The sequence below is a fragment of the Aeromonas sp. sia0103 genome, assembly GCF_963895295.1.
GTDB classification, from domain to species: domain Bacteria; phylum Pseudomonadota; class Gammaproteobacteria; order Enterobacterales; family Aeromonadaceae; genus Aeromonas; species Aeromonas encheleia.
In genome coordinates this window covers 1-26,296 of the sequence record NZ_CAWQKG010000060.1, presented here as the reverse complement: position 1 = coordinate 26,296, position 26,296 = coordinate 1, and the positions used below count along the sequence as shown (strand labels likewise).

Annotated in this window: 28 protein-coding genes and 1 pseudogene; 14 read left to right on the top strand and 15 right to left on the bottom strand. The window is 60.2% G+C overall.

Annotated elements, in window-relative coordinates; translation table 11 throughout:
* Positions 1-27 precede the first annotated feature (27 nt).
* Positions 28-951, bottom strand: a complete 924-nt coding sequence (gene lpxL, locus AACW18_RS17770) for an LpxL/LpxP family Kdo(2)-lipid IV(A) lauroyl/palmitoleoyl acyltransferase (protein ID WP_218389420.1) — start codon at positions 949-951, stop codon at positions 28-30.
* Between the two features lie 280 nt (positions 952-1,231).
* On the opposite strand from lpxL, the gene hldE reads away from it, so the two are divergent.
* Entirely contained in the window at positions 1,232-2,659 is a 1,428-nt protein-coding gene (gene hldE, locus AACW18_RS17765; protein ID WP_218389419.1) for a bifunctional D-glycero-beta-D-manno-heptose-7-phosphate kinase/D-glycero-beta-D-manno-heptose 1-phosphate adenylyltransferase HldE, read from the top strand.
* A 106-nt stretch (positions 2,660-2,765) separates the two neighbouring features.
* On the opposite strand, the gene tolC is transcribed toward hldE, so the two are convergent.
* A complete protein-coding gene (tolC, locus tag AACW18_RS17760) occupies positions 2,766-4,091 on the bottom strand; it encodes an outer membrane channel protein TolC (protein WP_042652000.1) in 1,326 nt (441 codons plus the stop codon).
* Positions 4,092-4,400: 309 nt separating this feature from the next.
* Between tolC and nudF the strand changes: the two genes are divergently transcribed.
* The 11 genes from nudF to parC all read left to right on the top strand — a co-directional run bounded on the left by nudF (position 4,401) and on the right by parC (position 15,627).
* On the top strand, positions 4,401-5,042 hold the full coding sequence (gene nudF, locus AACW18_RS17755; RefSeq protein ID WP_042652001.1) for an ADP-ribose diphosphatase: 642 nt from the start codon (positions 4,401-4,403) through the stop codon (positions 5,040-5,042).
* Between the two features lie 46 nt (positions 5,043-5,088).
* The gene (locus tag AACW18_RS17750) at positions 5,089-5,487 is read left to right on the top strand and encodes a DUF1249 domain-containing protein (protein ID WP_256351942.1); all 399 of its coding nucleotides are present in this window, start codon (positions 5,089-5,091) and stop codon (positions 5,485-5,487) included.
* Between the two features lie 26 nt (positions 5,488-5,513).
* Positions 5,514-6,332 carry a 3',5'-cyclic-AMP phosphodiesterase gene (cpdA, locus tag AACW18_RS17745; protein ID WP_042652003.1) on the top strand — a complete coding sequence of 273 codons (819 nt, stop codon included), beginning with the start codon at positions 5,514-5,516 and terminating at the stop codon, positions 6,330-6,332.
* A gap of 10 nt (positions 6,333-6,342) precedes the next feature.
* Complete coding sequence (locus AACW18_RS17740; RefSeq protein ID WP_218389418.1) at positions 6,343-6,930, top strand: YqiA/YcfP family alpha/beta fold hydrolase; 588 nt, start codon at positions 6,343-6,345, stop codon at positions 6,928-6,930.
* 2 nt (positions 6,931-6,932) lie between these two features.
* Positions 6,933-7,556: an NUDIX hydrolase gene (locus tag AACW18_RS17735; protein WP_218328655.1), complete on the top strand. Its 624-nt coding sequence runs from the start codon at positions 6,933-6,935 to the stop codon at positions 7,554-7,556.
* A 23-nt stretch (positions 7,557-7,579) separates the two neighbouring features.
* A complete protein-coding gene (locus AACW18_RS17730; RefSeq protein ID WP_042652006.1) occupies positions 7,580-7,975 on the top strand; it encodes a GFA family protein in 396 nt (131 codons plus the stop codon).
* A 121-nt stretch (positions 7,976-8,096) separates the two neighbouring features.
* Positions 8,097-8,318, top strand: a complete 222-nt coding sequence (locus tag AACW18_RS17725; RefSeq protein ID WP_084228248.1) for a DUF1656 domain-containing protein — start codon at positions 8,097-8,099, stop codon at positions 8,316-8,318.
* Positions 8,311-9,177, top strand: a complete 867-nt coding sequence (locus AACW18_RS17720) for an efflux RND transporter periplasmic adaptor subunit (protein WP_218389417.1) — start codon at positions 8,311-8,313, stop codon at positions 9,175-9,177. The genes AACW18_RS17725 and AACW18_RS17720 overlap by 8 nt, the downstream gene beginning before the upstream one ends.
* Position 9,178: 1 nt before the next feature.
* Positions 9,179-11,194: an FUSC family protein gene (locus tag AACW18_RS17715; RefSeq protein WP_218389416.1), complete on the top strand. Its 2,016-nt coding sequence runs from the start codon at positions 9,179-9,181 to the stop codon at positions 11,192-11,194.
* Between the two features lie 116 nt (positions 11,195-11,310).
* A complete protein-coding gene (gene parE / locus AACW18_RS17710; RefSeq protein WP_218389415.1) occupies positions 11,311-13,200 on the top strand; it encodes a DNA topoisomerase IV subunit B in 1,890 nt (629 codons plus the stop codon).
* A 132-nt stretch (positions 13,201-13,332) separates the two neighbouring features.
* Positions 13,333-15,627: a DNA topoisomerase IV subunit A gene (parC, locus tag AACW18_RS17705; protein ID WP_218389414.1), complete on the top strand. Its 2,295-nt coding sequence runs from the start codon at positions 13,333-13,335 to the stop codon at positions 15,625-15,627.
* A 73-nt stretch (positions 15,628-15,700) separates the two neighbouring features.
* Here parC and AACW18_RS17700 read toward each other — a convergent pair whose 3' ends face one another.
* The gene (locus AACW18_RS17700) at positions 15,701-16,495 is read right to left on the bottom strand and encodes a DUF4435 domain-containing protein (protein ID WP_218389413.1); all 795 of its coding nucleotides are present in this window, start codon (positions 16,493-16,495) and stop codon (positions 15,701-15,703) included.
* A 43-nt stretch (positions 16,496-16,538) separates the two neighbouring features.
* The gene (locus tag AACW18_RS17695) at positions 16,539-17,876 is read right to left on the bottom strand and encodes an AAA family ATPase (protein ID WP_218389412.1); all 1,338 of its coding nucleotides are present in this window, start codon (positions 17,874-17,876) and stop codon (positions 16,539-16,541) included.
* Positions 17,877-18,354: 478 nt separating this feature from the next.
* Between AACW18_RS17695 and AACW18_RS17690 the strand changes: the two genes are divergently transcribed.
* Complete coding sequence (locus tag AACW18_RS17690) at positions 18,355-18,567, top strand: hypothetical protein (RefSeq protein ID WP_218389411.1); 213 nt, start codon at positions 18,355-18,357, stop codon at positions 18,565-18,567.
* Positions 18,568-18,686: 119 nt separating this feature from the next.
* Here the strand turns inward: AACW18_RS17690 and AACW18_RS17685 are convergent, their stop codons facing one another.
* The 9 genes from AACW18_RS17685 to atcJ all read right to left on the bottom strand — a co-directional run bounded on the left by AACW18_RS17685 (position 18,687) and on the right by atcJ (position 24,776).
* Positions 18,687-19,484, bottom strand: a complete 798-nt coding sequence (locus AACW18_RS17685; RefSeq protein WP_218389410.1) for a CPBP family intramembrane glutamic endopeptidase — start codon at positions 19,482-19,484, stop codon at positions 18,687-18,689.
* 505 nt (positions 19,485-19,989) lie between these two features.
* Positions 19,990-20,364 carry a hypothetical protein gene (locus AACW18_RS17680; protein ID WP_218389409.1) on the bottom strand — a complete coding sequence of 125 codons (375 nt, stop codon included), beginning with the start codon at positions 20,362-20,364 and terminating at the stop codon, positions 19,990-19,992.
* Positions 20,365-20,444: 80 nt separating this feature from the next.
* Entirely contained in the window at positions 20,445-20,696 is a 252-nt protein-coding gene (locus AACW18_RS17675; protein ID WP_042652013.1) for a hypothetical protein, read from the bottom strand.
* Positions 20,697-20,926: 230 nt separating this feature from the next.
* Complete coding sequence (locus AACW18_RS17670) at positions 20,927-21,307, bottom strand: VOC family protein (protein WP_218389408.1); 381 nt, start codon at positions 21,305-21,307, stop codon at positions 20,927-20,929.
* 174 nt (positions 21,308-21,481) lie between these two features.
* Entirely contained in the window at positions 21,482-21,697 is a 216-nt protein-coding gene (locus AACW18_RS17665; RefSeq protein ID WP_218389407.1) for a glycine zipper 2TM domain-containing protein, read from the bottom strand.
* Between the two features lie 549 nt (positions 21,698-22,246).
* A complete protein-coding gene (gene atcC / locus AACW18_RS17660; RefSeq protein WP_218291105.1) occupies positions 22,247-23,152 on the bottom strand; it encodes a cold adaptation protein AtcC in 906 nt (301 codons plus the stop codon).
* A 10-nt stretch (positions 23,153-23,162) separates the two neighbouring features.
* The gene (atcB, locus tag AACW18_RS17655) at positions 23,163-23,924 is read right to left on the bottom strand and encodes a cold adaptation protein AtcB (protein ID WP_042652017.1); all 762 of its coding nucleotides are present in this window, start codon (positions 23,922-23,924) and stop codon (positions 23,163-23,165) included.
* A 13-nt stretch (positions 23,925-23,937) separates the two neighbouring features.
* Positions 23,938-24,468 carry a cold adaptation protein AtcA gene (gene atcA / locus AACW18_RS17650; protein ID WP_042652018.1) on the bottom strand — a complete coding sequence of 177 codons (531 nt, stop codon included), beginning with the start codon at positions 24,466-24,468 and terminating at the stop codon, positions 23,938-23,940.
* 23 nt (positions 24,469-24,491) lie between these two features.
* Positions 24,492-24,776, bottom strand: coding sequence for a cold adaptation protein ActJcold adaptation protein ActJ (gene atcJ / locus AACW18_RS17645; RefSeq protein WP_042652019.1), 285 nt, complete (start codon positions 24,774-24,776; stop codon positions 24,492-24,494).
* A gap of 321 nt (positions 24,777-25,097) precedes the next feature.
* On the opposite strand from atcJ, the gene AACW18_RS17640 reads away from it, so the two are divergent.
* Positions 25,098-25,511, top strand: a complete 414-nt coding sequence (locus AACW18_RS17640) for an EF-hand domain-containing protein (protein WP_218389406.1) — start codon at positions 25,098-25,100, stop codon at positions 25,509-25,511.
* A 78-nt stretch (positions 25,512-25,589) separates the two neighbouring features.
* Here AACW18_RS17640 and AACW18_RS17635 read toward each other — a convergent pair whose 3' ends face one another.
* Both AACW18_RS17635 and AACW18_RS17630 read right to left on the bottom strand, forming a co-directional pair.
* A complete protein-coding gene (locus tag AACW18_RS17635) occupies positions 25,590-26,111 on the bottom strand; it encodes a protein disulfide oxidoreductase (RefSeq protein WP_218389405.1) in 522 nt (173 codons plus the stop codon).
* Positions 26,112-26,114: 3 nt separating this feature from the next.
* Positions 26,115-26,296: pseudogene (locus AACW18_RS17630) on the bottom strand (hypothetical protein); the annotation flags it as partial.

Here is a 26,296-nt window from a genome sequence, read left to right as displayed (position 1 = left end):
TTTTCATTCGGGGCCGAAAGGCTCGTCTCAGTAGTAACCCGCGTCATTGGGGTTGGGGCGGGTCTTGAAGCGGCGGTGCAGCCACATGTACTGCTCGGGGGCCTTGCGTACGGCGGTTTCAATCTCCCGGTTGGCGCGGCTGGCGTCGGCCAGATCGTCGCCGCTCGGGTAGCCTTCCAGCGGCGCCCCTATGTGCAGGGTATAACCGGTGGCGGTGCGAATGTTGTAGCAGGGCAGGGTGACCGTGTTCTTGACCCTGGCCAGGGTCGCCGTGCCGGTGATGGTGGCCGCCTGCTCCACCGCGAAGTAGGGCACGAACACGCTGGCATGGGCACCGTAGTCGTGATCCGGCGCGTACCAGAGCGCATCGCCGTTGCGCAGCGCCTTGATCATCCCCTTCACGTCCATGCGATCCACCAGGTACTTGTTGGAGGCGCAGCGACCATGGTACTGGGCGTATTCCAGCACCGGATTGGTGTTGGGACGATAGACGCCGACCCCGGGCCGCACCAGGCCGAAGCAGCGGGCGTTGAGCTCCAGCGTCAGGAAGTGACAGGAGAGCAGCAGCATGCCCTGACCCTGCTCCACGGCCCGGGTGACGTGCTCTTCCCCTTCTACCTTCATCAGCCGGCGCATCCGCCAGTCCGGCCAGAACCAGGCCATGCCGACCTCGAAGATGGCGCAGCCCACGCTCTCGAAGTTCTGCACCAGCAGGGTCTCACGCTGATCCCGGCTGAGCTCGGGCAAGGCCAGCTCCAGATTGCGGCGGGCTATCTTGACGCGGGACTTCAGCAGCTTGCGGGCCAGGGTGCCGAGCTGGCGCCCCAGCCACATCTGGCTACGCCAGGGCAGCAGCACCAGCAGCCAGAGCAGGCCAAGGCCTGCCCAGCTGCCCCAGTAGCGGGGATGGAACAGATGGGGTTCGAGGCGGGGAGCGCGTTCTTGGGCCATGAAGAGTCTCTTGTTCTCAATCGCAAATAATTCGGGGAGCCCAGTCGCACAGGGGCGGCGCTCGATGCAGGCGCCTATCCTGGTCGGCTGACTTGACTCACAATCCGAGGATTCTATCCGAAAAGGGGGGGCGGGTGCGAATGGCCATCGTCTGGTCAGAGGGGAGGGAAGCGGGGTGACAGGCGGGTAATTGCCGGTGGGGCCGCGCTTTTTTCACTCGGGAGAAAAGAGTGTGATAAAATCGGGGGCTGAATTTTTCAGGTTTTGAGAGTCGATACAGATGAAGATCACCCTGCCCGAGTTTGAGAAAGCCCGCGTTCTGGTCGTTGGCGATGTCATGTTGGACCGCTACTGGCATGGCCCCACCGGCCGTATCTCCCCCGAGGCCCCCGTGCCCGTGGTCAAGGTCGAACACATCGAGGAGCGCCCGGGTGGTGCCGCCAACGTGGCCCTGAACTCGGCCGCACTCGGTGCCCATGCCGTCCTGCTGGGTCTGACCGGACAGGATGAGGCCGCCGATGCCCTGGCCGGCCAGATGGCGGGGGTCAAGGTCGCCTGTGATTTCGTTCGACTGGCCGACTATCCGACCATCACCAAGCTGCGGGTGCTGTCTCGCAACCAGCAGCTGCTGCGCCTCGACTTCGAAGAGGCCTTCCACGACGTCGACGCCAGCCTGCTGATGAGCAAGGTGGAAGAGGCGCTGCCCCGGGCCGATGTGATGATCCTCTCCGACTACGGCAAGGGTGCCCTGAACGATGTGCCGGGCATGATCCAGCGCGCCCGCGCCGCCGGCATCCCGGTGCTGGTGGACCCCAAGGGGACCGAGTTCGAGAAGTACCGTGGCGCCACCCTGTTGACCCCCAACATGTCCGAGTTCGAGGCCGTGGTAGGCAAGGTGAAGAGCGAGGACGAGCTGGTCGCCAAAGGGCTGGAGCTGGTCAAGCGCTTCGAACTGGACGCCCTGCTGGTGACCCGTTCCGAGAACGGCATGACCCTGATCCGCGAGGGGCAGCCCGAGCTGCATCTGCCCGCACAGGCCCACGAGGTCTATGACGTGACCGGTGCCGGTGATACCGTCATCTCCACCCTGGCCACCTCCCTGGCCGCCGGCATGAGTCTGGACGAGGCCTGCGCCCTGGCCAACACCGCCGCCGGCATAGTCGTGGGCAAGCTGGGTACCTCTACCGTCAGCCCGGTGGAGCTTGCCAATGCGCTCTACACCGAGCAGGAGACCGGCTTTGGCGTCATGTCCGAGGCGCAGCTCAAGATTGCCGTCCAGGCCGCCCGCCTGCGGGGCGAGAAGGTGGTGATGACCAATGGCTGCTTCGACATACTGCACGCCGGTCACGTCTCCTACCTCGCCAACGCCGGCAAGCTGGGGGATCGGCTGATCGTCGCGGTCAACACCGACGACTCGGTGCGCCGCCTGAAGGGGCCGGGTCGCCCGGTCAACCCGACCGAACGCCGCATGACGGTGTTGGCGGCGCTGGGCGCCGTGGATTGGGTGGTGCCGTTCGCCGAAGACACGCCGCAACGGCTGATCGCCGAGATCCTGCCAGATCTGCTGGTCAAGGGTGGCGACTACAAGCCCGAAGAGATCGCCGGTTACGCCGAGGTCACCGCCAACGGCGGCGAGGTGCGAGTGCTGAACTTCGAGGATGGCTGCTCCACCAGCGACATCATCAAGACCATCCGCGAGCGCGGTTGAATCGACGCCCGGCTTAGGCCGGGTTGTTCACGGCGGTTATCGCCGCGCATCATCGGATAACAAAAAGGCGACCCTAGGGTCGCCTTTTGCATGCCTGGAGTCAGGCTCAGGACTTGGTCGTCACCTGGGCGGCTGGCATCAGCCCCTGGTTCACATCTTCCAGATCCTTCTGCTCCAGCGTGCCGGCGGCCTGCTTGAGGGAGAGGATGCTGAGGATGTAGTTGTAGCGGGCCTCAGACAGTTTCTGCTTGGCCTGGTACAGCTTGCGGGTGGAGTCCAGCACGTCGACTATGGTACGGGTCCCCACTTCATAACCGGCCTCGGTCGCCTTCAGGGCGCTGTCGGCGGAGATGACGGACTGGCTGTAGGCGCGGACCGAGCCGATGCTGGCGTTCACGTTGTTGTAAGAAGAACGGACCGTGCTCTGCACCGAGCGGAAGCTGCGCTCCAGCTGCTCGCTGGCGGCCACGTAGTTGAACTGCGCCTGCTTGACCAGGGAGGTGGTGGCACCACCGGTGTAGAGCGGCAGCTTGAAGTTCAGGCCGACGTTGGCCTCGTTGCTGCTGCTCTCGGGGTTGCGGATCTCGTCCTTGTAGTCGTTGTAACCGGCGGTGAGGCCGGCACCGAGATCCAGGGTCGGCTCATGACCCGTCTTGGCCAAGTCGATCTGTTCCTTGGCGATGTCCTTGCCGATGCGGGCGCTGTGCAGCTCCAGGTTCTTGTCCAGTGCCAGCTCCAGCCACTTGTCGGAGTTGAACGGGGTCTTCTGCGGGGTGAAGCGGGCGGTGTTGAGCACGTCCAGCTGGCGGTGGTCGATGCCGGTCAGCTCGCGCAGGCTCTCGTAGCTGTTGTCCAGGGTGTTCTCGGCATTGATCTCGTCTGCCAGCGCCTGGTCACGCTCGGCCTCGGCTTCGTGCACGTCGGTGATGGCGGTCAGGCCCACTTCGAATCGCTGCTGGGTCTGTTCCAGCTGACGCTCGACCGCGACCTTGTTGGCGCGCACGAACTCCAGGGTATCCATCGCCTTGAGCACGTCGAAATAGGCCTGGGCGGTACGCAGCATCAGGTTCTGGATCTCGAGGTTGTAGCCCACGTCGGATTGGGTGGCGCTCTTCTCGGTCAGGTCCAGATTGACCCAGTTGCTGCGGCGATAGACGGACTGATCCAGGGTCACAGTACCTGAGGCGTTACTGTTGGTCATGGTATCGTCTTTGTTCTGCAGATAGTTCAGACCGGCGCCCAGGTTGATCTGCGGCAGCAAGGCGGCGCGTGATTCGTTGATCTTCTCGAAGGCTTGATCCCGTCTCGCCTTGGACTCCAGCAGTTGGGTATCTTTGATCTGAGCCTGTTGGTAGATCTGGAGCAGGTTTTCGGCATGAGCAGCGGTGCTCACTCCCAGCATCACCATGACTGACAAGAGTGTTCTTTTCATATGATAGTTTTAACCTTATATATCAACCCAAAGCTGTCCGCTGGATGGAGAGGGGGGATTGTCATCGAGCAAGCTTGATTTCAGCTTAACCACTCTACTATAAGCAGAATTTAATGCGAACTGTCTCTTTTCCAGCGACAGGAACGTCAAGAGTCAGGGCGAGTTTTTCTCGGCTACGCGCCTAGCCAAATAGCCTGTGGCTGCTAAAATCCATCCCTCATCGTCAGCGAGAACGAGTGAATGAACGTTCATTCATGTTCCCGAATATTATGGTCAAACCTAGCCAAGTCAAGCTGGCAGGAGTGTCGTATGTCACAGCAAGCCTTGCCACAAACCAGTCACTACTCCGGTAGCGATGTGAAAATCATCGAAAAATCATCTGGATACAATGGTTTCTTCAAAGTAAACGTCTACCGTCTGCAGCACAGGTTATTTGAGGGCGGCTGGAACGAGCCCATAGTGCGCGAGCTGTTCGAGCGCGGCCATGCGGCCGCGCTGCTGCCTTATGACCCCGTGCTGGACCAGATAGTGCTGGTGGAGCAATTCAGGATCGGCGCCATGGAAACCAGCCCCACCCCCTGGCTGCTGGAGCTGGTGGCCGGCATCATAGATGAAGGGGAGACCGCCGAGGTCGTGGTGCGCCGGGAGGCGGTGGAAGAGGCGGGGCTCGAGGTGGGCCGCTGCGAACATGCCATCAGCTATATGGTGAGCCCGGGCGGCAGCACCGAGCGGATCGAAGTCTTTGTCGGCGAGGTCGATGCCAGCAAGGCCGGGGGGATCCACGGTCTGGCGGAAGAGGGTGAAGATATCCGGGTGCACGTGGTGAGCCGCGAGCAGGCCTATGCCTGGCTGAAAGAGGGTCGCATCGACAACGCCGCCTCCGTCATCGCCTTGCAGTGGCTGGCGCTCAATCACGCGGATCTGCGGGCCCGCTGGCTGACGGGGCGCTGAGGTGGCGCTGACCCTGCAACAGAGCCGGCGCTATGTGCCGGACCTGATGTCCCTGCAGCGCACCTGCGAGGTGAACTACATGGCGCTGATGAAGCTGCTGCCTCCTGGCGGTATGGGAGCCGAGCGCCGCTATCAGGTCGGCAACGGCTTGCAGTTCCAGCTCACCGTCAGCGGGGAGAGCCGCTTCACCAGCCAGGTGATCCTGGCCCAGCACAATCCTGAATTGGCGAGCTACTTGCAGGCTCGTATAGAGATTCGTTTGTACCATGATGTGCGGATGGCGGAAGTGTGTGCCGCGCAACAGATTTCGATGTTGCAACCACGTTATGATTATCCCAATAAAAAAATGCATCACAGGGATGAAAAAGAGCAGGTAAATCTGTTCCTGGCCGACTGGCTAAAATTTTGTCTCAAGCATGGCACCAGCCTGATAAACATCCTCTAGTTGAACTCATATAAAGAAGCGTGATTTTGGAAACAGAGCTACCCCAGGCGCCGGACGGAAGCGTGCGTCTGTTACAGATTACCGATACCCATCTCTTCGCCAGCGCCGAGGGACGACTGCTGGCCGTGCGTACCGCCGAGAGCCTGGCTGCCGTGCTGGCGCGGGTGCAGGACAACGCCCATCCGTTCGATCTGATCCTGGCCACCGGCGATCTGTCTCAGGATCACAGCCCGGAATCCTATCTGCGCTTCGCCACCATGATGGCTCCTCTGGCGCGCCCCATCTACTGGCTGCCCGGCAACCATGATGACGGCCCCCTGATGACCGAGTACCTGCATGCGGCCGGGATCAGCGAGGCCAAGCAGCTGGTGGGGGATCACTGGCAGGTGATCCTGCTGGATACTCAGGTGCGCGGCAAACCCCACGGCGTGCTCGGCGATCACCAGCTGGCGACGCTGGATCAGGCCCTGCGCCAACATCCGGAGCGCCACGCCCTCATCGCCCTGCACCATCAGGCCGTGCCGGTCGGCTGCGCCTGGCTGGATCAGCACAATCTCAAGAATGCCGACGACCTGTTCGCGGTGCTGGCCCGTCATCCGCAGCAGAAGACCATCTTGTTTGGCCATGTGCATCAGGAGTTTGACGAGGTGCATCAGGGGGTTAGGCTCATCGCCAGTCCCTCCACCTGCATCCAGTTCAAGCCGCTGTCCGATGGCTTCGCGCTGGACGAGTCCGGCCCGGGTTGGCGCTATCTCACCCTGCATCCGGATGGCCGGATCGCCAGCCAGGTGTGGCGCCTGCCGGTGGGGCAGTTCGTGCCCGATCCCCATGCCACCGGTTATTGAGGAGGCCTGCATGAAGCCCGTCCTCTTGTATCTGCACGGTTTCAATTCATCGCCCGGATCGGCCAAGGCGCAGCAGATGACGGACTGGGTCGCCCGGCACAGGCCCGATATCGAGCTGCTGATCCCGGCCCAGCCCAACACCCCGGCGGCGGCCTGGGCGGCCATAGAGCAGACCATAGAGGAGGCCGTCGCCCGTCATGGCCAGAGGCTGCGACTCGGCGCCGTGGGCAGCTCCCTCGGCGGCTTCATGGCGACCAGAGTCAGTGAGTTGTATGGCTGCCGCGCCGCCCTGATCAACCCGGCGGTGCGCCCCCACGAGCTGCTCTGCGACTACCTCGGTCCCCAGACCAATCCCTATACCGATGAGCGCTATGAGCTGCTGCCGCTGCACATGGATGAGCTGCAGGGACTGGCGGTGCCGGTGACGGCCCCCGGACGGCTCTGGGTCCTGCAACAGCAGGAAGACGAGGTGCTCGACTACCGCAAGACGCTGGCCGAGTATCGCTTCGCCCGCCTGTCGCTGGAGTGCGGTGGCAATCACGCCTTCATGGGGTTCGAGCGCTACCCGGCCCAGATAGTCCGCTTCCTCGGGCTCTAGCCATGCAACCGCCGTTGGCCGCCTTTCTGGAACAGGTGCTGGCCACGGCGCAAGCGGGCCTCACCTACTCCAAAGATCCCTTCGATATCGGCCGTTTCGAGGCATTGAGAGCGGCCACGGTCGCCCTGATGGTCAGCCAGAGCGAGCTGGATCCGGCGGCGATCGCCGACTGGATCGCCCTAGACAGCGGTTATCCCACCCCCAAGCTGGATGTGCGGGCGCTGATCCTCGATGAGCAGGGGCGGTTGCTGCTGGTGCAGGAGCGCAGCGATGGCTGCTGGACCCTGCCGGGGGGCTGGTGCGACATCGGCGACTCGCCGGCGGGGGCCGTGGTGCGCGAAGTGGTCGAGGAGACCGGACTCGAGTGTCGGGCCGTTCGGTTGCTGGCGCTGTTCGACAAGCTCAGGCACCCCCATCCGCCGCAGCTGCCCCATGCCCACAAGGCGTTCTTCCTGTGTGAGGTGACGGGAGGGCAACTGCTCACCGAGACCGACGAGACCCAGGGCGCGGCCTACTTCCCCATCGACCAGCTGCCCCCGCTCTCCCGCCACCGGGTGGTGGCATCCCAGCTGCGCACCCTGCATGCCCATGTGCGGCAGGGGCGGCAAGATACCCTGTTCGATTGAGACAAGCGGGCCAAGGAGGCCATATGATCAAGCGCATCGGCAATACCCCCATTCAGGAGAAGCACAGGGCCAGCTGTCATTGCGGGGCCGTGGTGCTGGAGCTCAGCCTGCCGGATGGAGTGGTGGATCCGCGTCGCTGCGACTGCTCCCTCTGCCGGCGGCGCGGTGCCATCGTCGCCTCTGTGCCGCTGGCGGGCATCCGCATTCTGCAAGGGGAGGCGGCGCTGCGCTGCTACCAGTTCAACACTCGTACCGCCCGCCATTACTTCTGCGGCCTCTGTGGCATCTACACCCACCATCAGCGCCGCTCCAATCCGGCCGAGTATGGTTACAACCTCGCCTGCCTCGAGGGGGTCAATCCGTTCGAGATCGGTGAGGTGCCGCTGCGGGATGGCATCAACCATCCGGCAGATCGGTGACCTTGGGGCGTCATCTGCTTCTGTAGCCGCCGAAATGGCTGTGTTAACCTTGGCCTGCCTGCCCTCGAACGGGCCATCGCCGATTTCCTCTGTCCTCCTCTCGCCAATAGGGAGCACGCCTGTGACGACCGCTTCAGCGCTGCCGGATCTGATCCTGGGGGCCTCGCTCTACTTTCCGCCCCTGTTCAAGGCGGTGCTGCTCGGCCTGCTGGGCTGGCTGCCGGCCCATCATCTGCTGCGCGACTGGCTCTACAGCGGAGATGTCTGGCACCCCCTGTTGATGGATCTCTCCCTGTTCGTCCTCGCCGTCAGTGGCGCCTTATGGATATTGCTACATGGCTAAATCACCCCTCGCGACCCTCAAATACTTCTCCACCCTGCTGGTGTGCGCCCTGGCGCTGGCGGCGGGCTGGTGGTTGTGGAACTACTACATGCAGGGTCCCTGGACCCGGGATGGCAAGGTGCGGGCCGAGCTGGTCAGCATCACGCCTGAGGTGTCGGGCAAGATCACCCGGATCTGGGTGCAGGACAACCAGCTGGTCAAGATGGGTGACGTTCTGTTCAGCCTGGATCCCGAGCCCTACCGGATCGCGCTGGACAACGCCAATGCGGCCCTGGCCAAGGCCAAGTCGGATCTCGACAAGGCCGAGCACGAGGCCCATCGCCGGCAGAGCCTGGCCCGCACCGTCATCTCCGCCGAGGCGGTCGACGAGTCCAGCCTCAACGCCCAGGCGATGCGGGCCGCCTATCAGGTGGCCCAGGCCGATCTGGAGCAGGCCAGGTGGTCGCTCGCCAAGACCGAGCTGCACGCCTCCAGCGACGGCTACATCACCAACCTGCAGACCCGGGTCGGCAACTATGCCAGCGCCGGGGTACCGCTGGTGGCCTTGGTGGACATCCACTCCTTCTACGTACAGGGCTATTTCGAGGAGACCAAGCTCAGGCACATCCGGCCGGGCCAACCGGCGCGGATGGTGCTCTACAGCGGGGAGCAGGCACTCAAGGGGGAGGTGGAGAGCATAGGGCGCGCCATCCACGATCAGAGCGTGGAGGGGAGTGACGGCCTGCTGCTCGACGTCAAGCCGAACGTGCCCTGGGTGCGGCTGGCGCAGCGGGTGCCGGTGCGGATCCGCCTGCTGGAGGTGCCGCCCGAGCTGGCGCTGATCGCGGGCACCACCTGTACCATCACCATAGGCGACTAGGGTGGCAAGCGGGGGATCGCTCTGGCAACGGACGCCCTGGGCCCAGGCCAATGAGAGCCAGTGGCGCTATGCCCTGCGCAACAGCCTGGCCATGTGTCTGTCGCTCTGGCTGGCGTTCGTGTTGCAGCTGGATGCCCCCTACTGGGCCATGACCTCGGCCGCGGTGGTGAGCTTCCCCACCGTCGGCGGTGTCATCAGCAAGAGCCTGGGGCGGGTGCTGGGCAGCCTCATCGGCGCCATGGCGGCGGTGGTGATCAACGGCCTCGGCATCGCCGATCCCTGGCTGTTCAGCTTCCTCATCGCGCTCTGGCTCGGGCTCTGTACCTACGTCTCCAACCACTACCAGAACAACGTCTCCTACGCCTTCGCCCTGGCGGGTTACACCGCGGCCATCATCGCCTTCTCCTGCGTCGATGTGGACGATCCCCAGCACATCTTCGACATCGCCCAGTCCAGGGTGAGCGAGGTGATCGTCGGCATCCTCTGCGGCGGCCTGCTGATGATGATACTGCCGAGCACATCGGACGGGGAGACCCTGCTGGCGTCGCTGCGCAAGAGCCAGCACCGGCTGCTGGAGCATGCCCAGCTGCTGTGGCTGGGGGAGGCCGGCGCCGATGTGCGCAGCGCCCACGAGGGGATGATAGGCCAGATCCTCACCATGAATGTGTTGCGCATCCAGGCGGTGTGGAGCCACCACCGGCTGCGGCGCCACAACAGGCTGCTCAACTTCCTGCTGCACCGCCAGCTGCGGATGATCAGCCTCATCTCGGGGCTGCGCCGCATGCTGCAACACTGGCCGGAGCAACCCCAGGCGCTGCAGCCGCTGCTGGGAACCCTGCTGAGCGCACTGGCCGAGCCGGATTGCGACAAGCTCCGCATCGCCCGTCTGCTGGCGCCCTTCGTGGCAGAGGCGGAGGGCGATTTTCGCCGGCGCACCTTCTGGCTGCGGCTGCGCCATTTCTGCTGGAGTTATCTGGAGTGCCAGCGCTGGCTGAGCCGGCTGACACCCTATGACGGCCAGGAGTGGCCGGCGCCGCCGCGCCACAGCTCGCTCACCCAGCACACCGACAGCCTAGAGGCGGCCTACAACGGCGGCCGCACCTTCCTCTGCGTGTTGCTGGGCTGCGCCTTCTGGATCAACACCCAGTGGGAGTCGGGGGCCTCGGCGCTGACCCTGCTCTCCATCTGCTGCGTGCTCTACTCGGGGGGGGCCACCCCGGTGAAGGGGGTGACCACCATGCTGCAGGCGATCCTGGTGCTGAGCCTGGTCTGTTTCGGGGTCAAGTTCGGCCTGATGATCCGCATCGACGACTTCTGGCTGTTCTGCGCCCTGCTGTTCCCGGCCCTGCTCACCATGCAGCTGCTCAAGTTGCAGCGCCCGTCATCGGCGGCGCTCTGGGGCCAGCTCATAGTGCTGCTCGGCTCCTTCCTCGCCATCACCAACCCGCCGAGCTACGACTATCAGGAGTTCGTCAACGACAGCATCGGCAAGGTGCTGGGGGTGATGGTGGCCGGGCTGGCCTTCCAGATCCTGCGGCCTAGCTCGGATCGGCGCAAGAGCCGACGGCTGATCCGCCGCCTGCGCCGGGACTTCATGGATCAGCTGGCCCCGACGCCGCAGCAGAGCGAGAGCGAGTTCGAGTCCAGGGTCTACCACGCGGTCGGCCAGCTCAGCCAGGGCCGGGATCAGGGCGCCCGGCTCTGGGTGCTGCGCTGGGGCGTGGTGCTGCTCAACTGCAGTCACATCGTCTGGCAACTCAGGCAGTGGCGCGGCAAGGAGCCGGCACTCTATCTGGTGCGGGACGGTTGCGTGCGCTGCCTGCGGGGGATCCTCACCGAGGGTGGGGTGCAGCATGGCTCCCTCGGCCTGACCCTGGCCGAGCTGGATCGCATCAGTCGGGGGCTGGCGGGGCACAGGGAGCCGGCGGCCCGGGAGCTGGCGGGCCTGGTGTGGCGGCTCCATTGTTCCCTGTCCCAGCTGTTGCAGGCACTGCCCCTGGCGTCAGATGCCACCTGATCCCGGCCAGCACGGCCGCCACGGCCGGCCTGGATCACCCTTTGCCACCGCCGGGTTTGTCCAACGCCGTCCCAACGAGTAAGATCCTCCCCAAACGTCAATTCGCAAGGCCCTCCATGTCCACTCAATACAATGCGGATGCCATTGAGGTCCTCAATGGCCTCGAACCGGTGCGTCGCCGCCCCGGCATGTACACCGACACCACCAGGCCCAATCACCTCGGCCAGGAGGTCATCGACAACAGCGTCGACGAGGCGCTGGCGGGCCATGCCCGCACCCTGGAGGTGACGCTGTTTGAAGACCAGTCCCTCGAGGTGATCGATGACGGCCGTGGCATGCCGGTCGACATTCACCCGGAGGAGGGGGTCTCGGGGGTCGAGCTGATCCTCTGCAAGCTGCACGCGGGTGGCAAGTTCTCCAACAAGAATTACCAGTTCTCCGGCGGTCTGCACGGGGTGGGCATCTCGGTGGTGAACGCGCTCTCCGACCGGGTCGAGGTGACGGTGCGTCGCGACGGCCAGGTCTATGACATCGCCTTCGAGCGTGGCGACAAGGTGCAGGAGCTGACCATCAGCGGCACCTGCGGCCGCCGCAACACCGGCACCCGGGTGCGCTTCTGGCCAGAGGCGCGCTACTTCGACTCGCCCCGTTTCTCTGTCAGCAAGCTGGAGCACCTGCTCAAGGCCAAGGCCGTGCTCTGTCCCGGCCTCACCATCAAGTTCCTCGACAAGAACACCGGCATCAAGCTGGAGTGGTGCTACGAAGATGGCCTCAAGGATTACCTGATCGATGCGGTCAAGCAGTTCACCTGCCTGCCGGAGCAGCCCTTCATCGGCGCCTTCAGCACCGAGCAGTCCGCGGTGGACTGGGCGCTGTGCTGGCTGCCGGAAGGGGGCGAGTGCCTGGCCGAATCCTATGTGAACCTGATCCCCACCGCGCTGGGCGGCACCCATGTCAACGGCCTGCGCCAGGGCTTGCTCGACGCCATGCGCGAGTTCTGCGAGTTCCGCAATCTGCTGCCGCGCGGGGTCAAGCTGACCCCGGAAGACATCTGGGATCGCTGCGCCTACATCCTCTCGGTCAAGATGCAGGATCCCCAGTTCGCCGGCCAGACCAAGGAGCGGCTGTCGTCCCGCCAGAGCTCGGCCTTCGTGTCCGGGGTGGTGAAGGATGCCTTCAGCCTGTTCCTCAACAGCAACACCGAGCTGGCGGAGCAGATCGCCGAGATCTGCATCAGCAGCGCCCAGCGCCGGCTGCGCGCCGCCAAGACGGTGGTGCGCAAGAAGATCACCCAGGGTCCGGCCTTGCCCGGCAAGCTCACCGACTGCAACTGCGCCGACCCCATGCAGGGGGAGCTGTTCCTGGTGGAGGGTGACTCCGCGGGCGGCAGCGCCAAGCAGGCGCGGGATCGCGAGTTCCAGGCCATCATGCCGCTGCGCGGCAAGATCCTGAACACCTGGGAGGTGGAGGCCGGTCAGGTGCTCGCCTCACAGGAAGTACACGACATCTCTGTGGCCATCGGCCTGGATCCGGATTCCGAGGATCTCTCCGGCCTGCGCTACGGCAAGGTGTGCATACTGGCGGATGCGGACTCCGACGGTCTGCACATCGCCACCCTGCTGTGCGCCCTGTTTGTGAAGCACTTCCGCACCCTGGTCAACAAGGGCCACGTCTATGTGGCCATGCCGCCGCTCTACCGGATCGACATCGGCAAGGAGGTGTTCTATGCCCTCGACGAGGACGAGAAGAACGGCGTGCTGCAGCGGGTCGAGGCCGAGAAGAAGAAGGGCAAGGTGATGGTGACCCGATTCAAGGGCTTGGGTGAGATGAACCCGAAACAGCTGCGGGAAACCACCATGGATCCCAACACCCGCCGGCTGGTGCAGCTCACCATGGACGAGCAGGGGGAAGATACCCTGCAGCTGATGGACATGCTGCTGGCCAAGAAGCGCGCCCCGGATCGCCGGGAGTGGCTGGAAGAGAAGGGCAACCTTGCGATCATCTAAGCCCACAGCGCCTGGCACCGGCCCTGGCTGGAGGGGGAGGGCAAGCCTGCCATCCTCCGGGCCAGCGGCCGCGAGCCGACCCGCATTTCAGGTGCGCCATTCGCTGGCGCGCCCTAGCAAGAGAACAACCATATGAGTGATGCTATCGAGCTCAGTCTGGATGGGGTAGAGCGCCAGCCCATGCGCACCTTTACCGAACAGGCTTACTTGAACTACTCCATGTACGTCATCATGGACAGGGCCCTGCCCCACATCGGCGATGGCCTCAAACCCGTGCAGCGGCGCATCATCTACGCCATGAGCGAGCTGGGTCTGTCGGCGCTCTCCAAGCACAAGAAGTCCGCCCGTACAGTGGGTGACGTGCTGGGTAAGTACCACCCCCACGGCGACAGCGCCTGTTACGAGGCCATGGTGCTGATGGCCCAGCCCTTCTCCTACCGCTACCCGCTGGTGGACGGTCAGGGCAACTGGGGGGCGCCGGACGATCCCAAGTCCTTCGCCGCCATGCGTTACACCGAGGCGCGGCTGTCGCGCTTCTCCGAGCTGCTGCTCTCCGAGCTCGGCCAGGGCACAGTGGAGTGGACCCCGAACTTCGACGGCACCATGAAGGAGCCGGTGGTGCTGCCCGCCCGCCTGCCCCACATACTGCTCAACGGCATCACCGGCATCGCCGTGGGCATGGCGACCGACATCCCGCCCCACAACGCGCGGGAAGTGGCCCTGGCCTGTGCCGTGCTGCTCGACAACCCCGATGCCGGGCTGGATGTGCTGATGCAACACATCCAGGGGCCGGACTACCCGACCAGCGCCGAGATCATCACGCCGCGTGATGACATCCGTAAAATCTACGAGACCGGCAAGGGATCCATCAAGCAGCGGGCGGTGTGGAGCGAGGAGGATGGCGACATCGTCATCACGGCGCTGCCTCATCAGGCCTCTGGCGCCAAGATCATGGAGCAGATCGCTGCCCAGATGGTGGCCAAGAAGCTGCCCATGGTCAGCGATCTGCGGGACGAGTCGGATCACGAGAACCCGACCCGACTGGTGATCATCCCCCGCTCCAACCGGGTGGACATGGAGGGGCTGATGGCCCACCTGTTCGCCACCACGGATCTGGAGAAGAACTATAGGGTCAACCTCAACATCCTGGGGCTGGACAACAGACCCCAGGTGAAGACCCTCAAGATGATCCTGTCCGAGTGGATCGTCTTCCGCCGCGAGACGGTGCGCCGTCGCCTGCAGTATCGGCTCGACAAGGTGCTGTCCCGCCTGCACATCCTCGAAGGCTTGCTGGTGGCCTACCTCAACATCGACGAGGTGATCGAGATCATCCGCACCGAGGATGAGCCGGGCAAGGTGATGATTGAGCGCTTCAACATCAGCGAGACCCAGGCCGAGGCGATCCTCGAGCTCAAACTGCGCCACCTGGCCAAGCTCGAAGAGTTCAAGCTGCGCGCCGAGCAGGACGAGCTGGCCATCGAACGTGACAAGCTGGAGCTGCTGCTGGGTTCAGAGCGCCGCCTCAACACCCTGCTCAAGAAGGAGCTGCTGGCGGACGCCGAGAAGTACGGCGACGATCGCCGCACCCCGCTGGTGGAGCGTGCCACCGCGGTGGCGCTGACCGAGAAAGAGCTGGTGCCGAGCGAGCCGGTCACCGTCATTCTGTCGGGCGCGGGCTGGGTGCGGGCCGCCAAGGGCCACGACGTGGACGTGGAGGGCCTCTCCTACAAGGCGGGGGATGGCTATCTGGCCCATGCCTATGGGCGCAGCAACCAGCAGGCGGTGTTCCTCTCCACCCTGGGGAGAACCTATGCGCTGGAGGCCCACACCCTGCCTTCTGCCCGCAGTCAGGGCGAGCCACTCACCGGTCGCTTCGCGCTGGGGGCCGGCGAGGAGGTGCGCCATCTGGTGATGGGCAACGAGGGGGAACCTTATCTGATCTGCTCCGATGCCGGCTACGGCTTCGTCTGCACCTATGACGATCTCATCGGCAAGAACAAGAACGGCAAGGCGCTGCTGACGGTGCCGGAAGGGGGCCTGGTGATGGCACCCCAGAAGATTGGCTCGCCGGAAACCGATCTCTGCATGGCCATCTCCAACGAGGGGCGCATGTTGCTGTTCCCGCTCAGCACACTGCCGGTGCTCGGCAAGGGCAAGGGCAACAAGCTCATCAGCATTCCGTCGGCGCGGGTCAAGGCGCGGGAGGAGTTTATGGTGATGGCCGCCATTATCCCGCAGGGGCAATATGTCACCCTCTTTGCCGGCAAGCGCAAGCTGACCCTCAAACCCTCGGATCTCGACTACTACCGCGGCGAGCGCGGCCGCCGTGGCGCCAAGCTGCCCCGCGGTTTGCAGCGGGTGGATAGGATCGAGATAGAACCCGCAGCCGGTGCCGAGCCGGTAGCCGGGGAAAATCTGGAAGGGTAGTAATTAGAGAAGGGCGCGAAAGCGCCCTTCTATATACAGTATGTTAAATATAACAAGACTAGATGGTTTGTAATTAATTAGATGTAAGTAGGCGGCATAGCTGTTTATACATTTCTGTATCTGAAAAATCTTTATCTGAGAACCCAATACGTAAATGTGATTCAATTTTTTCCTGTTCAACATCTTTAGAGCTATTTGTTCCCCATAACTTTTTCAATGCTATACCTAAGATGCTCGATACATCATGCCCCGAACATAAAAAACGTGGGTCATTCAAGCTTGTAGGCAATTCATGAGTGTAAAATGAACTTAATAGTTCTGCCTTTAACTTATTTTCATTTGTTGAGTTAATTTGTGCTAATAGATTTTGTTCATCAAGATTTAGGATTTTGTTATCTATAGCTTTACTTAGATCTATTCTTTTTAAGGAAATGCCAAGGTTATGTTTAAGTGAGAAAAACCTAATTCTACCTAATTTCCCTGCGACATCATAAATTCTAGCCCTAACGGCAGCTAAGTCTACATGGCCAATAGATGTACAAGGTAATTTAGTTAATGAGCCAAGTTCAACAAGGATTCGATGTAACGCTCCAGATTCAAACATTGTAATTTCAAGATCTCTATGATCTGTGGTAATGATTTTACTACGGTTTAATTCAATACTTAGCTCTTCTCTATAATCTCTATCTATGAATCCGAAAACTATTGGAGATATAGCCTCTGTTATCACTGTATCTATAACAGAGACAACGTTTTCCCATCCCTTTGCAGTTATTACTATTGGGTTCTGCGGTAGGTTTTTTGTTGAAAAAAAAATGCTATCTGTATTCCCCTCAATAATTAACCAAGGGGACGTGTTATTTGACATAGATATCTCGGTGACTATCTCATCAACCGTTTGAGTTAGACACCTAGTCATTCAAAATACCTCCATCTAACGCAATCGCCAAGTCTCTTCGAGAAGCTATAATCTGTGGTGAATGTGTAGCGATTAAAAAGGTATGTTGCCCGAGACTGGCAACTTTTGAAATGTCAGCGATGAATTGACGCTGCCAATCTATGTGTAATGATATTTCAGGTTCATCAATTAGGAAGAAAGAGTTGTCACGTGTTTTAAATATAAGTTCATAGAATAATACTATTTGGTGTTGCTCTCCAGATGAGAGCTGGCTAGGCAATAACGTTTGCGCCTCTCCATTAGTTGTCTCTATACTAAATCCATCTTTCGAGCTTACTTTGAATTTTTTGTTTCTTAGCTTAACAGAAACAATGCTTAAGAACGTTTCAATCCTTAGAAGTAGATCATCGAAAACTGATAGTTTTTCATTAATGTCTTGCAAGTAAAGAGAGAGGACTTTCTTCTCAGTTTCTTCGAACTCTTTATCTGGTAGGGAAATGTTTTTTTCTTGCTCAATCAACCCTGAGGCCATGAGCTTTTCTATTTTTTCTTCTGTGCTCTTATAGTCTTCACGTATTTTTTGTTCAGATAGTCTTTCATCAATTTTTAATGACAGTAAGCGTTGTGGAAATGAACGGTCTTTTGACTGAGACACAGCAGCTGAATCAGCCAGCATTTTTGAAATAGTGTCTTTAATTTCTTTTGAATATACATCAATTACATTAATAACACTATCCTCTTCACCACGAACAACTCTCTTGGGGCGGTTTACTTTCAATAACCTCTGTGTTTGGACTAGATGCATTTTTGCATTTTCTTGAATTTCTTGCAGCCACTCAGGTCTCTTTTTACTACTGGAGAATGGTAGGCGATGCTGAAATCTTTCCAATATCTCGAAATATGAGAAACGTTGCTCTGTTCTTACATCAAGCCAGACACTGGGGCCAAGTCGGTGTAAAAATGGGATGTATTCATCAATTTGTGATGCAGGAATTTCTCTCGATTTAATATTTCTTTTGTAAATGTATTTTTCTTTTTGTATTCCATTTGTATTTAGATGAAAGGTGAGTGTGGGTATCTCTACCTCTTCTTCTTCATATTTTTTAAGCTCAACACTTTTTTCTATATTTAAAACCACTTCGCGATCAAATATGAAGGAAAGTTTTTTGAAGTTAATTTCATGAAGGGTTGATATATCCCATTCAAAAAAAGATGATATTAGTCTAAGGAAAGTAGTTTTACCACAGCCATTTGGCCCATGAATGAAAGTCACCCCATCTTCTTTGAGCTCTACATGGTGATTTAGGAAACCAAATAAATTCTCTACACTGATAGCCGTTACTTTTATCATATAATGTTCCGAATTGAATTATCACATGTACCCATGTACCACATAAATTTCTGTAAAAATAAAACAATTAAATTGTTGGTAGTTTACCAGTGTTAAATGTTATCTAATAGTGATCTAGATCTGTTTTTTATATTAAAACGATGAATTTGAGGTAATAGGTTTCATTAAAATGGCATAATCTGGGGTTCGTGAAAGCCGCTTGGCCCAATGTGATAGGTGTTTCCTGTCTTGCTCCCTCTTATTCCATTCCCTACCTTCTCTCCTTGTCTATGACGAAAAGGGCCGTAGGTTTGATTAGCGAAGCGTAATCAGACGTTCGCGAAAGCCGGTTATTGCTGTTCTGTTGGCAACCCCTCTTCTCTCTCTTTTGCCTATAGCTACGGAACCAATGGCGTGGACGATTACGCTGCGCTAATCGACCCTACTTTTTTCTGCTCGCTAACCTTGAAGGGAGCAGCACAGTGCCAGGAGGCCAGACATGGAAACGGAGAAAGCCATAGGGCTTATCGAGGCCCACGGGGCCTTTCACGGGGATCACTACAGCTTCAACAGCGACGAGTTCGTGCAGTGGTGTCGGGAGGATACTCACCAGCCCCTCAGCCTGGAGCAGGCCAATCATGAACTTGCCCCCTTCTGCATCCGGGTCGGCTATGCAGAGCCGAGCAGGTCGTGGCGTTACTATCTCACCTGATGCCCACCTGAGGCAGGCAAAGGCGAGGCAAGGGCCTCGCCTTTTCTATGGGTTGGGTAATGGAAAAAGGAGCCGGCAAGGCTCCTTTCCTGTGATCATGCACCGGCCTGTTGCTGGTTTTATATGCCGGCCTGGCCACCACGCAGCAGCACCATGACGGTAAACAGCAGCCAGTCATTGATGATGTGTGCGCCGGTCGATACCCAGATATTTTTGGTGATGATGTAGCCACTGAGCAGCACAATGCGGGCCGTGCCGATCACCAGAAAACATTGCAGAAAATTCCAGTCATAAGTGGGCAGGTGCATGGCCCCGAAGATAAGGGCAGTTGATAGCCAGGCGATGATGATGGCGGACTTGCGCGTCAGGCAGAGCTTTGTATGACAAAACCAGAGGATGGCCAGAAAAGGCAGGATGGAGACCACCTCCTCGCCGAAGAGCTGGGGCGCCGTTTTTACATAAAAGAGGATGCGCGCCGTATTGGAGGCCTCTGCCAGCATGGCGTTGACCGGGTTTTCACTCATCTTGAACAGGTGCTGCAGTATCAATGCAACGGCGACCGAGACCAGGATGTTGACGCCGGCAATCGCCAGCATCAAGAGGACATCCCGCCCCGTCGGCGTTCGAAACAGCGATCGCCATGCCCTTCCCGCCACCATGGCGAGCACGGCCAGGGGGGTGAGAGGAAACAGGATGGCTGGGACAAAGCCGCCCGCCGTGGTCTTATAAAACGCTATGGGGGCCGTCAGCACGGCGAAGCCCAGTGCCACGCCAAGCAGGATCAACACCCAGCCACGGGTGGATAATGCATGAGGCTCTTGGCGATAAAAAGGGAAGTCCCCGGCATTTTTTCGCTCGAAGCCATAGCAATCACTGTCATTCAATGCCGTTATGGCCACAGATTTATATTCGCTCATGATGATGCTCGATATTTAATTCGGTTGTCAGGGGGCAACTGCACACCAGATGATATGGCTAGTCGGTCACTCTCACACCTTTATTTAAAATTTAACAATCAATGTCGCAACAAAGAAAGTGAGAGCCAGTATCCTGTGCATTCCCTGCATACAGTTAGCTATAAAGCATTTATTTTTCTTCGTCGAAAACATGCTTATATCACCAAGAGAGTCGGATGCTCAATTGACGTCCACCCTTATAATTTGTAATGAAATGTTTTCTATCACTTTTTTAATACAATCTGGTTCATTTAGTAATAACTGGGTTGTTGTCACCCACGATTCAACTCTCTGCTGCTTGTCGATTGTTCCCACGGCGATGGTCTCATCCCCGGCCTTTTTCCCCTTTCCATGCAAAGAGTGGGAGAAGGGCGTAAAGGCAGCGTCTGCGGAGCAGGATCCGACGTGGCGTTGGGATAGTGGAGGCGGGTTTATTCCCTCTCCCTTTGGCAGAGGGGGTTGAGTCTTAGTTATTGAAATTCCAGGCGATGGGCAGTTCGACGTCGAAGATCAGCTGATCCCCTTCAAGGCTGAATGGCACGCTGATCCGGTGCCGCTCGTATTCGTCGACGATCAGGCAGCCCTCGAAGAAGTTGGATTCGTAACTGAGCTGGGCCAGACCCTGAGTGTTTCCCTCGCCGAGTTCGATGCCCAGCACTTGCGGTGGGTGCTCCTGGCTCAGATTGACCCCGGGATTTCCCTCATCCACCAGCCGCTCCAGCAGGGGGAAGAAGTCCCGCTTGTGGGCCTCTATCGCCCGGGCGATCGCCTGTTCCAGCTCGGCCCGGGTGGCAAAGGGGCCGGCGAGCCGGTACTGGGTCTGGATCCTTTCCTGGGTCATGCTCTTCTCCTTGGCTCTTCCCCTGCCATCAGTATCGGCGCAGGGCTGTCTGATCGACCGTTCGTGGACAGCTGGCAATATCAGGCGGGGATCCGGCCATTGCGCACCAGCGCCCGGCGGATGTTCTTGCACATCTTGCCAAAACTATAGAGCTCGTCGAAGGTGGGCGGGATGCCGCGATCGATCTGATATTGCCAATAGGACAGATCGGTATCCACCAGCTCCATCAGCTTCTTGGGGCAGCCGATGCAAGTATTGTCTGGCCCGCATCTGAAGGTGTCTGGCTGATAGAGCGGGAATTCCTGCTTCACGGCATCGATGATCTGCTGCATCGCGGTGATCCTGTCGGGTTTTCTGCTCATGCCTTGCTCCCCTGCTACTGGTATGGGGGAGTCATTATATCCCTGACAAGTTGTAGGCCAATTACGCTAACGAGGTAGGGCGCCTGATCGGCGCGGGGTCATAGATCCTGTGCGAACATAATTGGCGTAGGGCAATGGCGGCCGATCGCGCCTCGTGCGGCCTGATGCTCTGCTAGCGGCGATGTGGGGTGCCAGGCCTGTCATATGGGCTTGCCCGAGGCGTGGCTGGAGAAGACGCTGATAAAGTGGCCGGCTGGCTCGCGCAGGGTAAAGACCTCGTGGCCGATGGCGGGGCGCGCCTCGATCGGCGAGGGCGCAAGCCCCAGGGCGCTCAGGCGGCGGTGGGTCTCGTGCAGATCGTCGACCATCAGATCGAACGGGGCCTCGCCCGCCAGGACCCGATCCCGTCGCATCAGGAGCAGGTGGGTGCCACCGCGCAGCTCGTAGACGCTGACCTCAGGCCCGTCGAAGATGGGCCTCATGCCGAGCTGGCGCATGAAGCGGGCGGACTCCTTCATCCGGTCGGTCTGCAACATCACATGGGCCACGCCAACCGGCGGTCTTTGCTCATCCTGCGCCATCTGCACGCCTCCTGAAAAGCCTGTGGGCCCAAGCCCGTCTTCCCCCATCCCAAGCCAGATTATGGGGCAGCAAGCCACGGATAGGACAACGCCCGGTCAGGCCGGGCGTTGGATCACATGGATGGGGGCGGGCGGCGCCAGCACTGAGCTGGCTCACTCGCCGCGATGCGGTGCCTATTTCTTGATCTCATGGCCAATCACGCCACCGACCACGGCCCCGCCAACGGTGCCGGCCGCACTGCCGCCGGTCAGCACGGCGCCACCGACGGCCCCTATACCGGCCCCTATGGCGGTGCTCTTGCCCTGTTGCGACATGCCGGAACAAGCAGCCAGGCCAAACAGCATGACTATGGTCACGGTGCCTTTAGCTAAACGATGGATCTTCTTCATGGGGTTTACCTCTTGATACTGATCAATACGTTAGGGTGTCCCGATCAGGCGGTTACCGAGCCTGAGCCCGACGCGCAAGCCGGATGATGGTTGCTCAACGGCGGATCCGGCGGGCATATGGAGCGATGGGGCAAGATGTCTGATATGGGTCGGGTGCTCTGCCAGGCGTTTGGTCGTTATGGCGACCATCTTCCCCCACCTCCCGCCAGCGCGTCTGTACGCTAGCGCCTATAGGGTGACCTTTCTTTTGCCACTGCCGCTCATCGGCGCTTGCCGCAGTGACCGCTTGCGGCGGCACATGACCCCATCAACTGAGCCCTGCAGACCCTCGGTGTTGGCGACCCTGCTGGAGTGATATACGTTGCGGCGACGGTTCCGGTTCATTTTGCCTCCTGCATTTATGGGGCCGGATGGCTGGCCTGCCCCTTGCCCGACCCTGCTCTTGCGAGGAGAGAAGAGGGCAAGGCGGCGCTGTCTGCGCTCGCCAGAGATGACAACGCCCGGCGGGGCCGGGCGTTGGGGTACGACGAAGGGAGGCAGCGCCTGCCATCAGAAGTCGTGGTAGAGCGGCCAGCCGAGCAAGGGGTGCTTGAGACCGGCGCGCATCTCGACGTTGTCGAGCTTCTCCGGCGAGGCATTGGCTTGTTGCAGCAGCTGGTACTGGCGCACGAAGCCCAGGGTGTGCAGCAGGTTGGGCACGAAGCCGGGGCTCAGCTCCTGGCGCAGACCGGTGACGAGATCCCCCGGCAGCTCGGCCAGCATCAGCTCGAGCTGGGCGGCCAGATAGTCGGTGTCGTACCAGGCTTCTTGCAGCACCAGGTCCCGCCCCAGGCGGCGCTTGAGATCCTGCTTGACCCTGAGCTGGGCGGCGCCGCTGCCCTGGCCGCAGAGGATGCGATAGAGCAGCGCCTCGGCCAGCTTGTCCTCCATGGTGGGGTGGTCGCTCTCATAGGCGAAGAAGTGCTGCTCCAGCAGGCCCAGCAGGCGGGTCTTGTTGTGCTCCACCAGCGCCTTCTCGTACTCCTGCCAGCCTTGCCACTCCTCCACATCCGGCGGGCTGGAGATCTTGTCCAGCAGGCGGGCATCCACCTCGCCGTAGAGGCTCTTGCCGCCGGGCTGCTTGGGGCTGACCGAGATCAGCATGGACCAGCCCTTCTGGAACGGCTTGACCGGGCCTTCCGGCGCCTGCAGCAGGGCCAGCGCCTTGGCGCGATCCTGCTGTGACAGCTCCTGCAGCCCCAGGCTGACCACCCCGATCACGTCGTGGGCGGCCTGCTCCAGCAGGTGCATCTTGTACTTGTTGTAGTACTTGTCGGCGAACTTCAGGCTCATCAGCACCGCCTTGCCCTTGATGGCGGCCAGTTGCTGCTCGCTCAGCCGTTCGTTGTCGCGGCCAAAGCGCAGTACCTGGGTCAGGAAGGGGCCCTGATTGCTCTCGCGGATCACTAGTTGCATGGTGCGGGCCTCAATCCAGGAAGCTGAACATGTCGTCGACGTCTTTGTATTCGTCCTCGACCTGGTTCTTCTCTTTGGCCTGCATCACCAGCTCGGCGGCAAACTTGTTGATGATGCCATCCCAGCTGCTGTTCTCGCTGCGCAGCAGCGCCTTGATGGCTTGCTCCACCCCGGGCGCCAGGGTACGGATCAACATCAGCAGGCTGCGGGGATCGTCCAGCGCATAGTCGTGGGCATCCTCGCTCAGCTGGCGATCGCTGTAGGCGAGCGCCTCTTCGAGATCTTCCTCTTCGGCGTGCAGCTGGTCCTGATAGCCCTCCTCGTCGTCAAAGCGCTCACCGCGATAGAACTCGATGAAGGGGATGGCGAGGTAGAACAGGCCGGCCGGATCCTCGGCGATGCACTCCAGGATCTCGGCCTGCTTGGCTTCGTTGTCCTGGGTGCGGATCAGGTAGTTGAGGAAGTCGAAGGTGTGCTGTTGCAGCTCATCGGCGTTGTGCTTGATCGCCTCTTCCCAGTAGAGCGGCTGCTGGCAGACGATGTCGCGGATCCGCTCCGGGGTCATCAGCTCGGAGATGATCGACGGGAAGGACATGTCGTGCTGGCCGTTGATCTGGGTCAGGGTAACGATATCAATATTTTCAATGACTTCGACCAACTGCTCGTCGGACATCGTCATGGCGATCAGCTCGAACTTCTCGCTGGCCTGCTTCGGCTCGATCACGGCCAGCTCTTTGATCTCGATGGCGGTAATTTCAATCAGACTATTCATGCTTTACCCCAAGTTAGAAACGCACTTCGTCGTACATGTCCTGATCGTCTTCCTCGCCCTCTCCGCCGTGATAGTCGGCGTCGGCGTCTTCTCCGTCATCCTCCTCCTCATCGCGCAGCTCATAGTCGTCATCGGCATGGCGGCCACCGCGTGGCTGCGGGTTGTCCAGCAGATAGAGCACGGCGCAGGCCTCGATGAGCTTTTCTTCGCTCAGGGCGCGCACCGCCTTGACCAGCGGCAGGTCGGCATTGTTGAACGCCACCGACACCTTGAATTCGTCCCAGGAGGGCTGGACGCTGCCGCCGAGCCACTTTGCCCAGGCCTGCTTGGCCTGGGGCGGGAACTGTACCCGGCCATAGAGGGCGAGCGGCAGATATTCGGGCATGAACTCCAGCATGCTGGTGTCGGCCAGCAGCAGGGCCTTCATCTTGCCGGTGAACTGCTCCAGCGCCTTGGGCTGGTCGAGATCCCGATAGGATTCGATGTTCTCGCTTGCATCCTGCATCAGCGCCTTGATCCGCGCCTGGTCCCATTTTGTTTGCATAGTGGCTCTTCTTGCTTAGCGCATCAGGGGTAGAACTGGTCCCACATCTCCTGCATGGCAGAAGCGGGATCGGTCACGATGACGTTGTTGAAATCCTTGATGAAGGCGGCCCGTGCCTTGGGGTCATTGAGCACCTCGTAGGCCTGTTTCACCTGGTGCAGCTTGATGGCTGCCTGCTCTCGCTCTTCATCCGTCGCCCCGAGCAGCTTGTCGGGGTGGTACTGGTTAGACAGCCGTCGATAGGCTTTCTTGATCTCATTTTCGTTGGCGTTGGACTTGACGCCCAGCACCCGAAAGTAGTTGTTCATGGCAGATCCTGCATCACTGGCATCGTCGGAGTCACACCGTGGGCGCCTGGGGCTCGCAAAACCAGGCACGGCAAAAACCCGTCATTTTACCGGAAACAGGCTGCCGCCGCCATGAATAGGAAGCGAACTGGCGACGAACAGGCGGATGGCGCCCGGTGCCGCTGGCGATCGGCATCGGGGCTACACTGGGGGAGGGCAGCCGGGAACTCTTTTGCCGTCACGTTGCCCAAACCGGGGATGGGGTGTCCGGCTGATCCGGCACCTTGCTCGATATTCATCAGGGCTCGGCGAGGCCGGGGCCAGCAAGAGGAATACATTGCCATGTTCAAACCCTATCTTCTCTCCCTCGCGCTTTTGAGTGGTCTCAGCGTCGCCGCCGATGAGCCGCCTGGCGAGCCACTCATCAAGGGGGATATCAGCAAGGCCCAGTTTATGGAGAAAGCCGAGCAGCGCTTCGCCCGGCAGGATCAGAATGGTGACGGCGTGCTCTCGATTGCCGAGAAGGAGGCCGCCATGGCGAAGATGCATGAGGCGATGAAGCTGGCCGGCAAGAGCCCGCCGGAGAAGATGGCCAACATGAAGCCCAGGCAGGAGACGACCAAGGCGCAGTTCATGCAGCGCCAGGAGAAGATCTTCACCCACCTGGACAAGAATGCTGACGGCATGATCAGCGAGGCCGAGCGGGCCGACGTCAGGGCCGGCCTGAAGCAGCGGACCGAGCAGTCGATGCCCTAAGGATTACGCCCCTTCGAGGTAAAAAGAGCCCGGTAGAAATACCGGGCTCTTGTCATTCTGGCGGACGGGAATGACTCGCTAGCGTGACCAGTCAGCCCACAGCAGCCGCAGCTGCAATCCCCAGCGGCTGCTCCAGCCGGTGGTGCTGCTCACCAGCTCGCCATCCTTGACGATGAGGAAGGTCGGGGTGACCCCGATCTTCCACTGGGCTGCGAGGCTGCCCTGCTCATCGTTATGGGTGGGGAAGCTCAGCCCCTTCCTGGTCATGCCCTGTCGCAACTGGGCGTTGCCGCCGGAGCGCAGCGCCACCGTCAGCACCTGCCCACCGTCCTGCCACAGCTGCTCCACCACCGGCGTGGTGAAGCGGCACACCCCGCACCAGCTGGCCCAGTAGTAGACCAGCAGCGGTTTGTCCTGGCTCAGGGCGGCGAGGCTGGTGGTGCTGCCATCCTGCAGGGTGAGGGGGGCGTTCATGGCCCCGGCGGGCAGGGTCGGGCCACGCCAAGAGTCCAGCAGGCTGGAGATGACCAGGCCCGCCAGCAGCAGCCAGATCGCCTCCTTGCCCCAGCGTTTCCAGCGAGGCTGAGTGATGGTCGCCATCCCTTAGCCCAACTTGGCCAGTTCGGTCTTCACCAACTGTTCGAGCTGCTCATAGGGGAGCGCGCCCGGCACCAGCTGGTTGCCGATCAGGGTCGCCGGTGTGCCTTGCACCCCCAGCAAGGTGCCGATGCGCTGACTGTATGGACGCAGCTCCACGGATAGTTTCCTCATGCCTGCTTGGCCAG

What these genes read in the sequence shown, in the direction of transcription:
- AACW18_RS17640 (WP_218389406.1), top strand. Translation starts at nt 25,098, where the DNA reads ATGTTCAAACCCTATCTTCTCTCCCTCGCGCTTTTGAGTGGTCTCAGC.
- AACW18_RS17735 (WP_218328655.1), top strand. Translation starts at nt 6,933, where the DNA reads ATGCAACCGCCGTTGGCCGCCTTTCTGGAACAGGTGCTGGCCACGGCG.
- AACW18_RS17740 (WP_218389418.1), top strand. Translation starts at nt 6,343, where the DNA reads ATGAAGCCCGTCCTCTTGTATCTGCACGGTTTCAATTCATCGCCCGGA.
- hldE (WP_218389419.1), top strand. Translation starts at nt 1,232, where the DNA reads ATGAAGATCACCCTGCCCGAGTTTGAGAAAGCCCGCGTTCTGGTCGTT.
- AACW18_RS17680 (WP_218389409.1), bottom strand. Translation starts at nt 20,364, where the DNA reads ATGACCCAGGAAAGGATCCAGACCCAGTACCGGCTCGCCGGCCCCTTT.
- lpxL (WP_218389420.1), bottom strand. Translation starts at nt 951, where the DNA reads ATGGCCCAAGAACGCGCTCCCCGCCTCGAACCCCATCTGTTCCATCCC.
- nudF (WP_042652001.1), top strand. Translation starts at nt 4,401, where the DNA reads ATGTCACAGCAAGCCTTGCCACAAACCAGTCACTACTCCGGTAGCGAT.
- AACW18_RS17690 (WP_218389411.1), top strand. Translation starts at nt 18,355, where the DNA reads ATGGAAACGGAGAAAGCCATAGGGCTTATCGAGGCCCACGGGGCCTTT.
- AACW18_RS17730 (WP_042652006.1), top strand. Translation starts at nt 7,580, where the DNA reads ATGATCAAGCGCATCGGCAATACCCCCATTCAGGAGAAGCACAGGGCC.
- AACW18_RS17675 (WP_042652013.1), bottom strand. Translation starts at nt 20,696, where the DNA reads ATGCAGCAGATCATCGATGCCGTGAAGCAGGAATTCCCGCTCTATCAG.
- AACW18_RS17635 (WP_218389405.1), bottom strand. Translation starts at nt 26,111, where the DNA reads ATGGCGACCATCACTCAGCCTCGCTGGAAACGCTGGGGCAAGGAGGCG.
- tolC (WP_042652000.1), bottom strand. Translation starts at nt 4,091, where the DNA reads ATGAAAAGAACACTCTTGTCAGTCATGGTGATGCTGGGAGTGAGCACC.
- atcC (WP_218291105.1), bottom strand. Translation starts at nt 23,152, where the DNA reads ATGCAACTAGTGATCCGCGAGAGCAATCAGGGCCCCTTCCTGACCCAG.
- AACW18_RS17700 (WP_218389413.1), bottom strand. Translation starts at nt 16,495, where the DNA reads ATGTCAAATAACACGTCCCCTTGGTTAATTATTGAGGGGAATACAGAT.
- atcB (WP_042652017.1), bottom strand. Translation starts at nt 23,924, where the DNA reads ATGAATAGTCTGATTGAAATTACCGCCATCGAGATCAAAGAGCTGGCC.
- AACW18_RS17750 (WP_256351942.1), top strand. Translation starts at nt 5,089, where the DNA reads ATGTCCCTGCAGCGCACCTGCGAGGTGAACTACATGGCGCTGATGAAG.
- AACW18_RS17670 (WP_218389408.1), bottom strand. Translation starts at nt 21,307, where the DNA reads ATGGCGCAGGATGAGCAAAGACCGCCGGTTGGCGTGGCCCATGTGATG.
- atcA (WP_042652018.1), bottom strand. Translation starts at nt 24,468, where the DNA reads ATGCAAACAAAATGGGACCAGGCGCGGATCAAGGCGCTGATGCAGGAT.
- AACW18_RS17665 (WP_218389407.1), bottom strand. Translation starts at nt 21,697, where the DNA reads ATGAAGAAGATCCATCGTTTAGCTAAAGGCACCGTGACCATAGTCATG.
- parC (WP_218389414.1), top strand. Translation starts at nt 13,333, where the DNA reads ATGAGTGATGCTATCGAGCTCAGTCTGGATGGGGTAGAGCGCCAGCCC.
- AACW18_RS17720 (WP_218389417.1), top strand. Translation starts at nt 8,311, where the DNA reads ATGGCTAAATCACCCCTCGCGACCCTCAAATACTTCTCCACCCTGCTG.
- AACW18_RS17685 (WP_218389410.1), bottom strand. Translation starts at nt 19,484, where the DNA reads ATGAGCGAATATAAATCTGTGGCCATAACGGCATTGAATGACAGTGAT.
- AACW18_RS17695 (WP_218389412.1), bottom strand. Translation starts at nt 17,876, where the DNA reads ATGATAAAAGTAACGGCTATCAGTGTAGAGAATTTATTTGGTTTCCTA.
- parE (WP_218389415.1), top strand. Translation starts at nt 11,311, where the DNA reads ATGTCCACTCAATACAATGCGGATGCCATTGAGGTCCTCAATGGCCTC.
- atcJ (WP_042652019.1), bottom strand. Translation starts at nt 24,776, where the DNA reads ATGAACAACTACTTTCGGGTGCTGGGCGTCAAGTCCAACGCCAACGAA.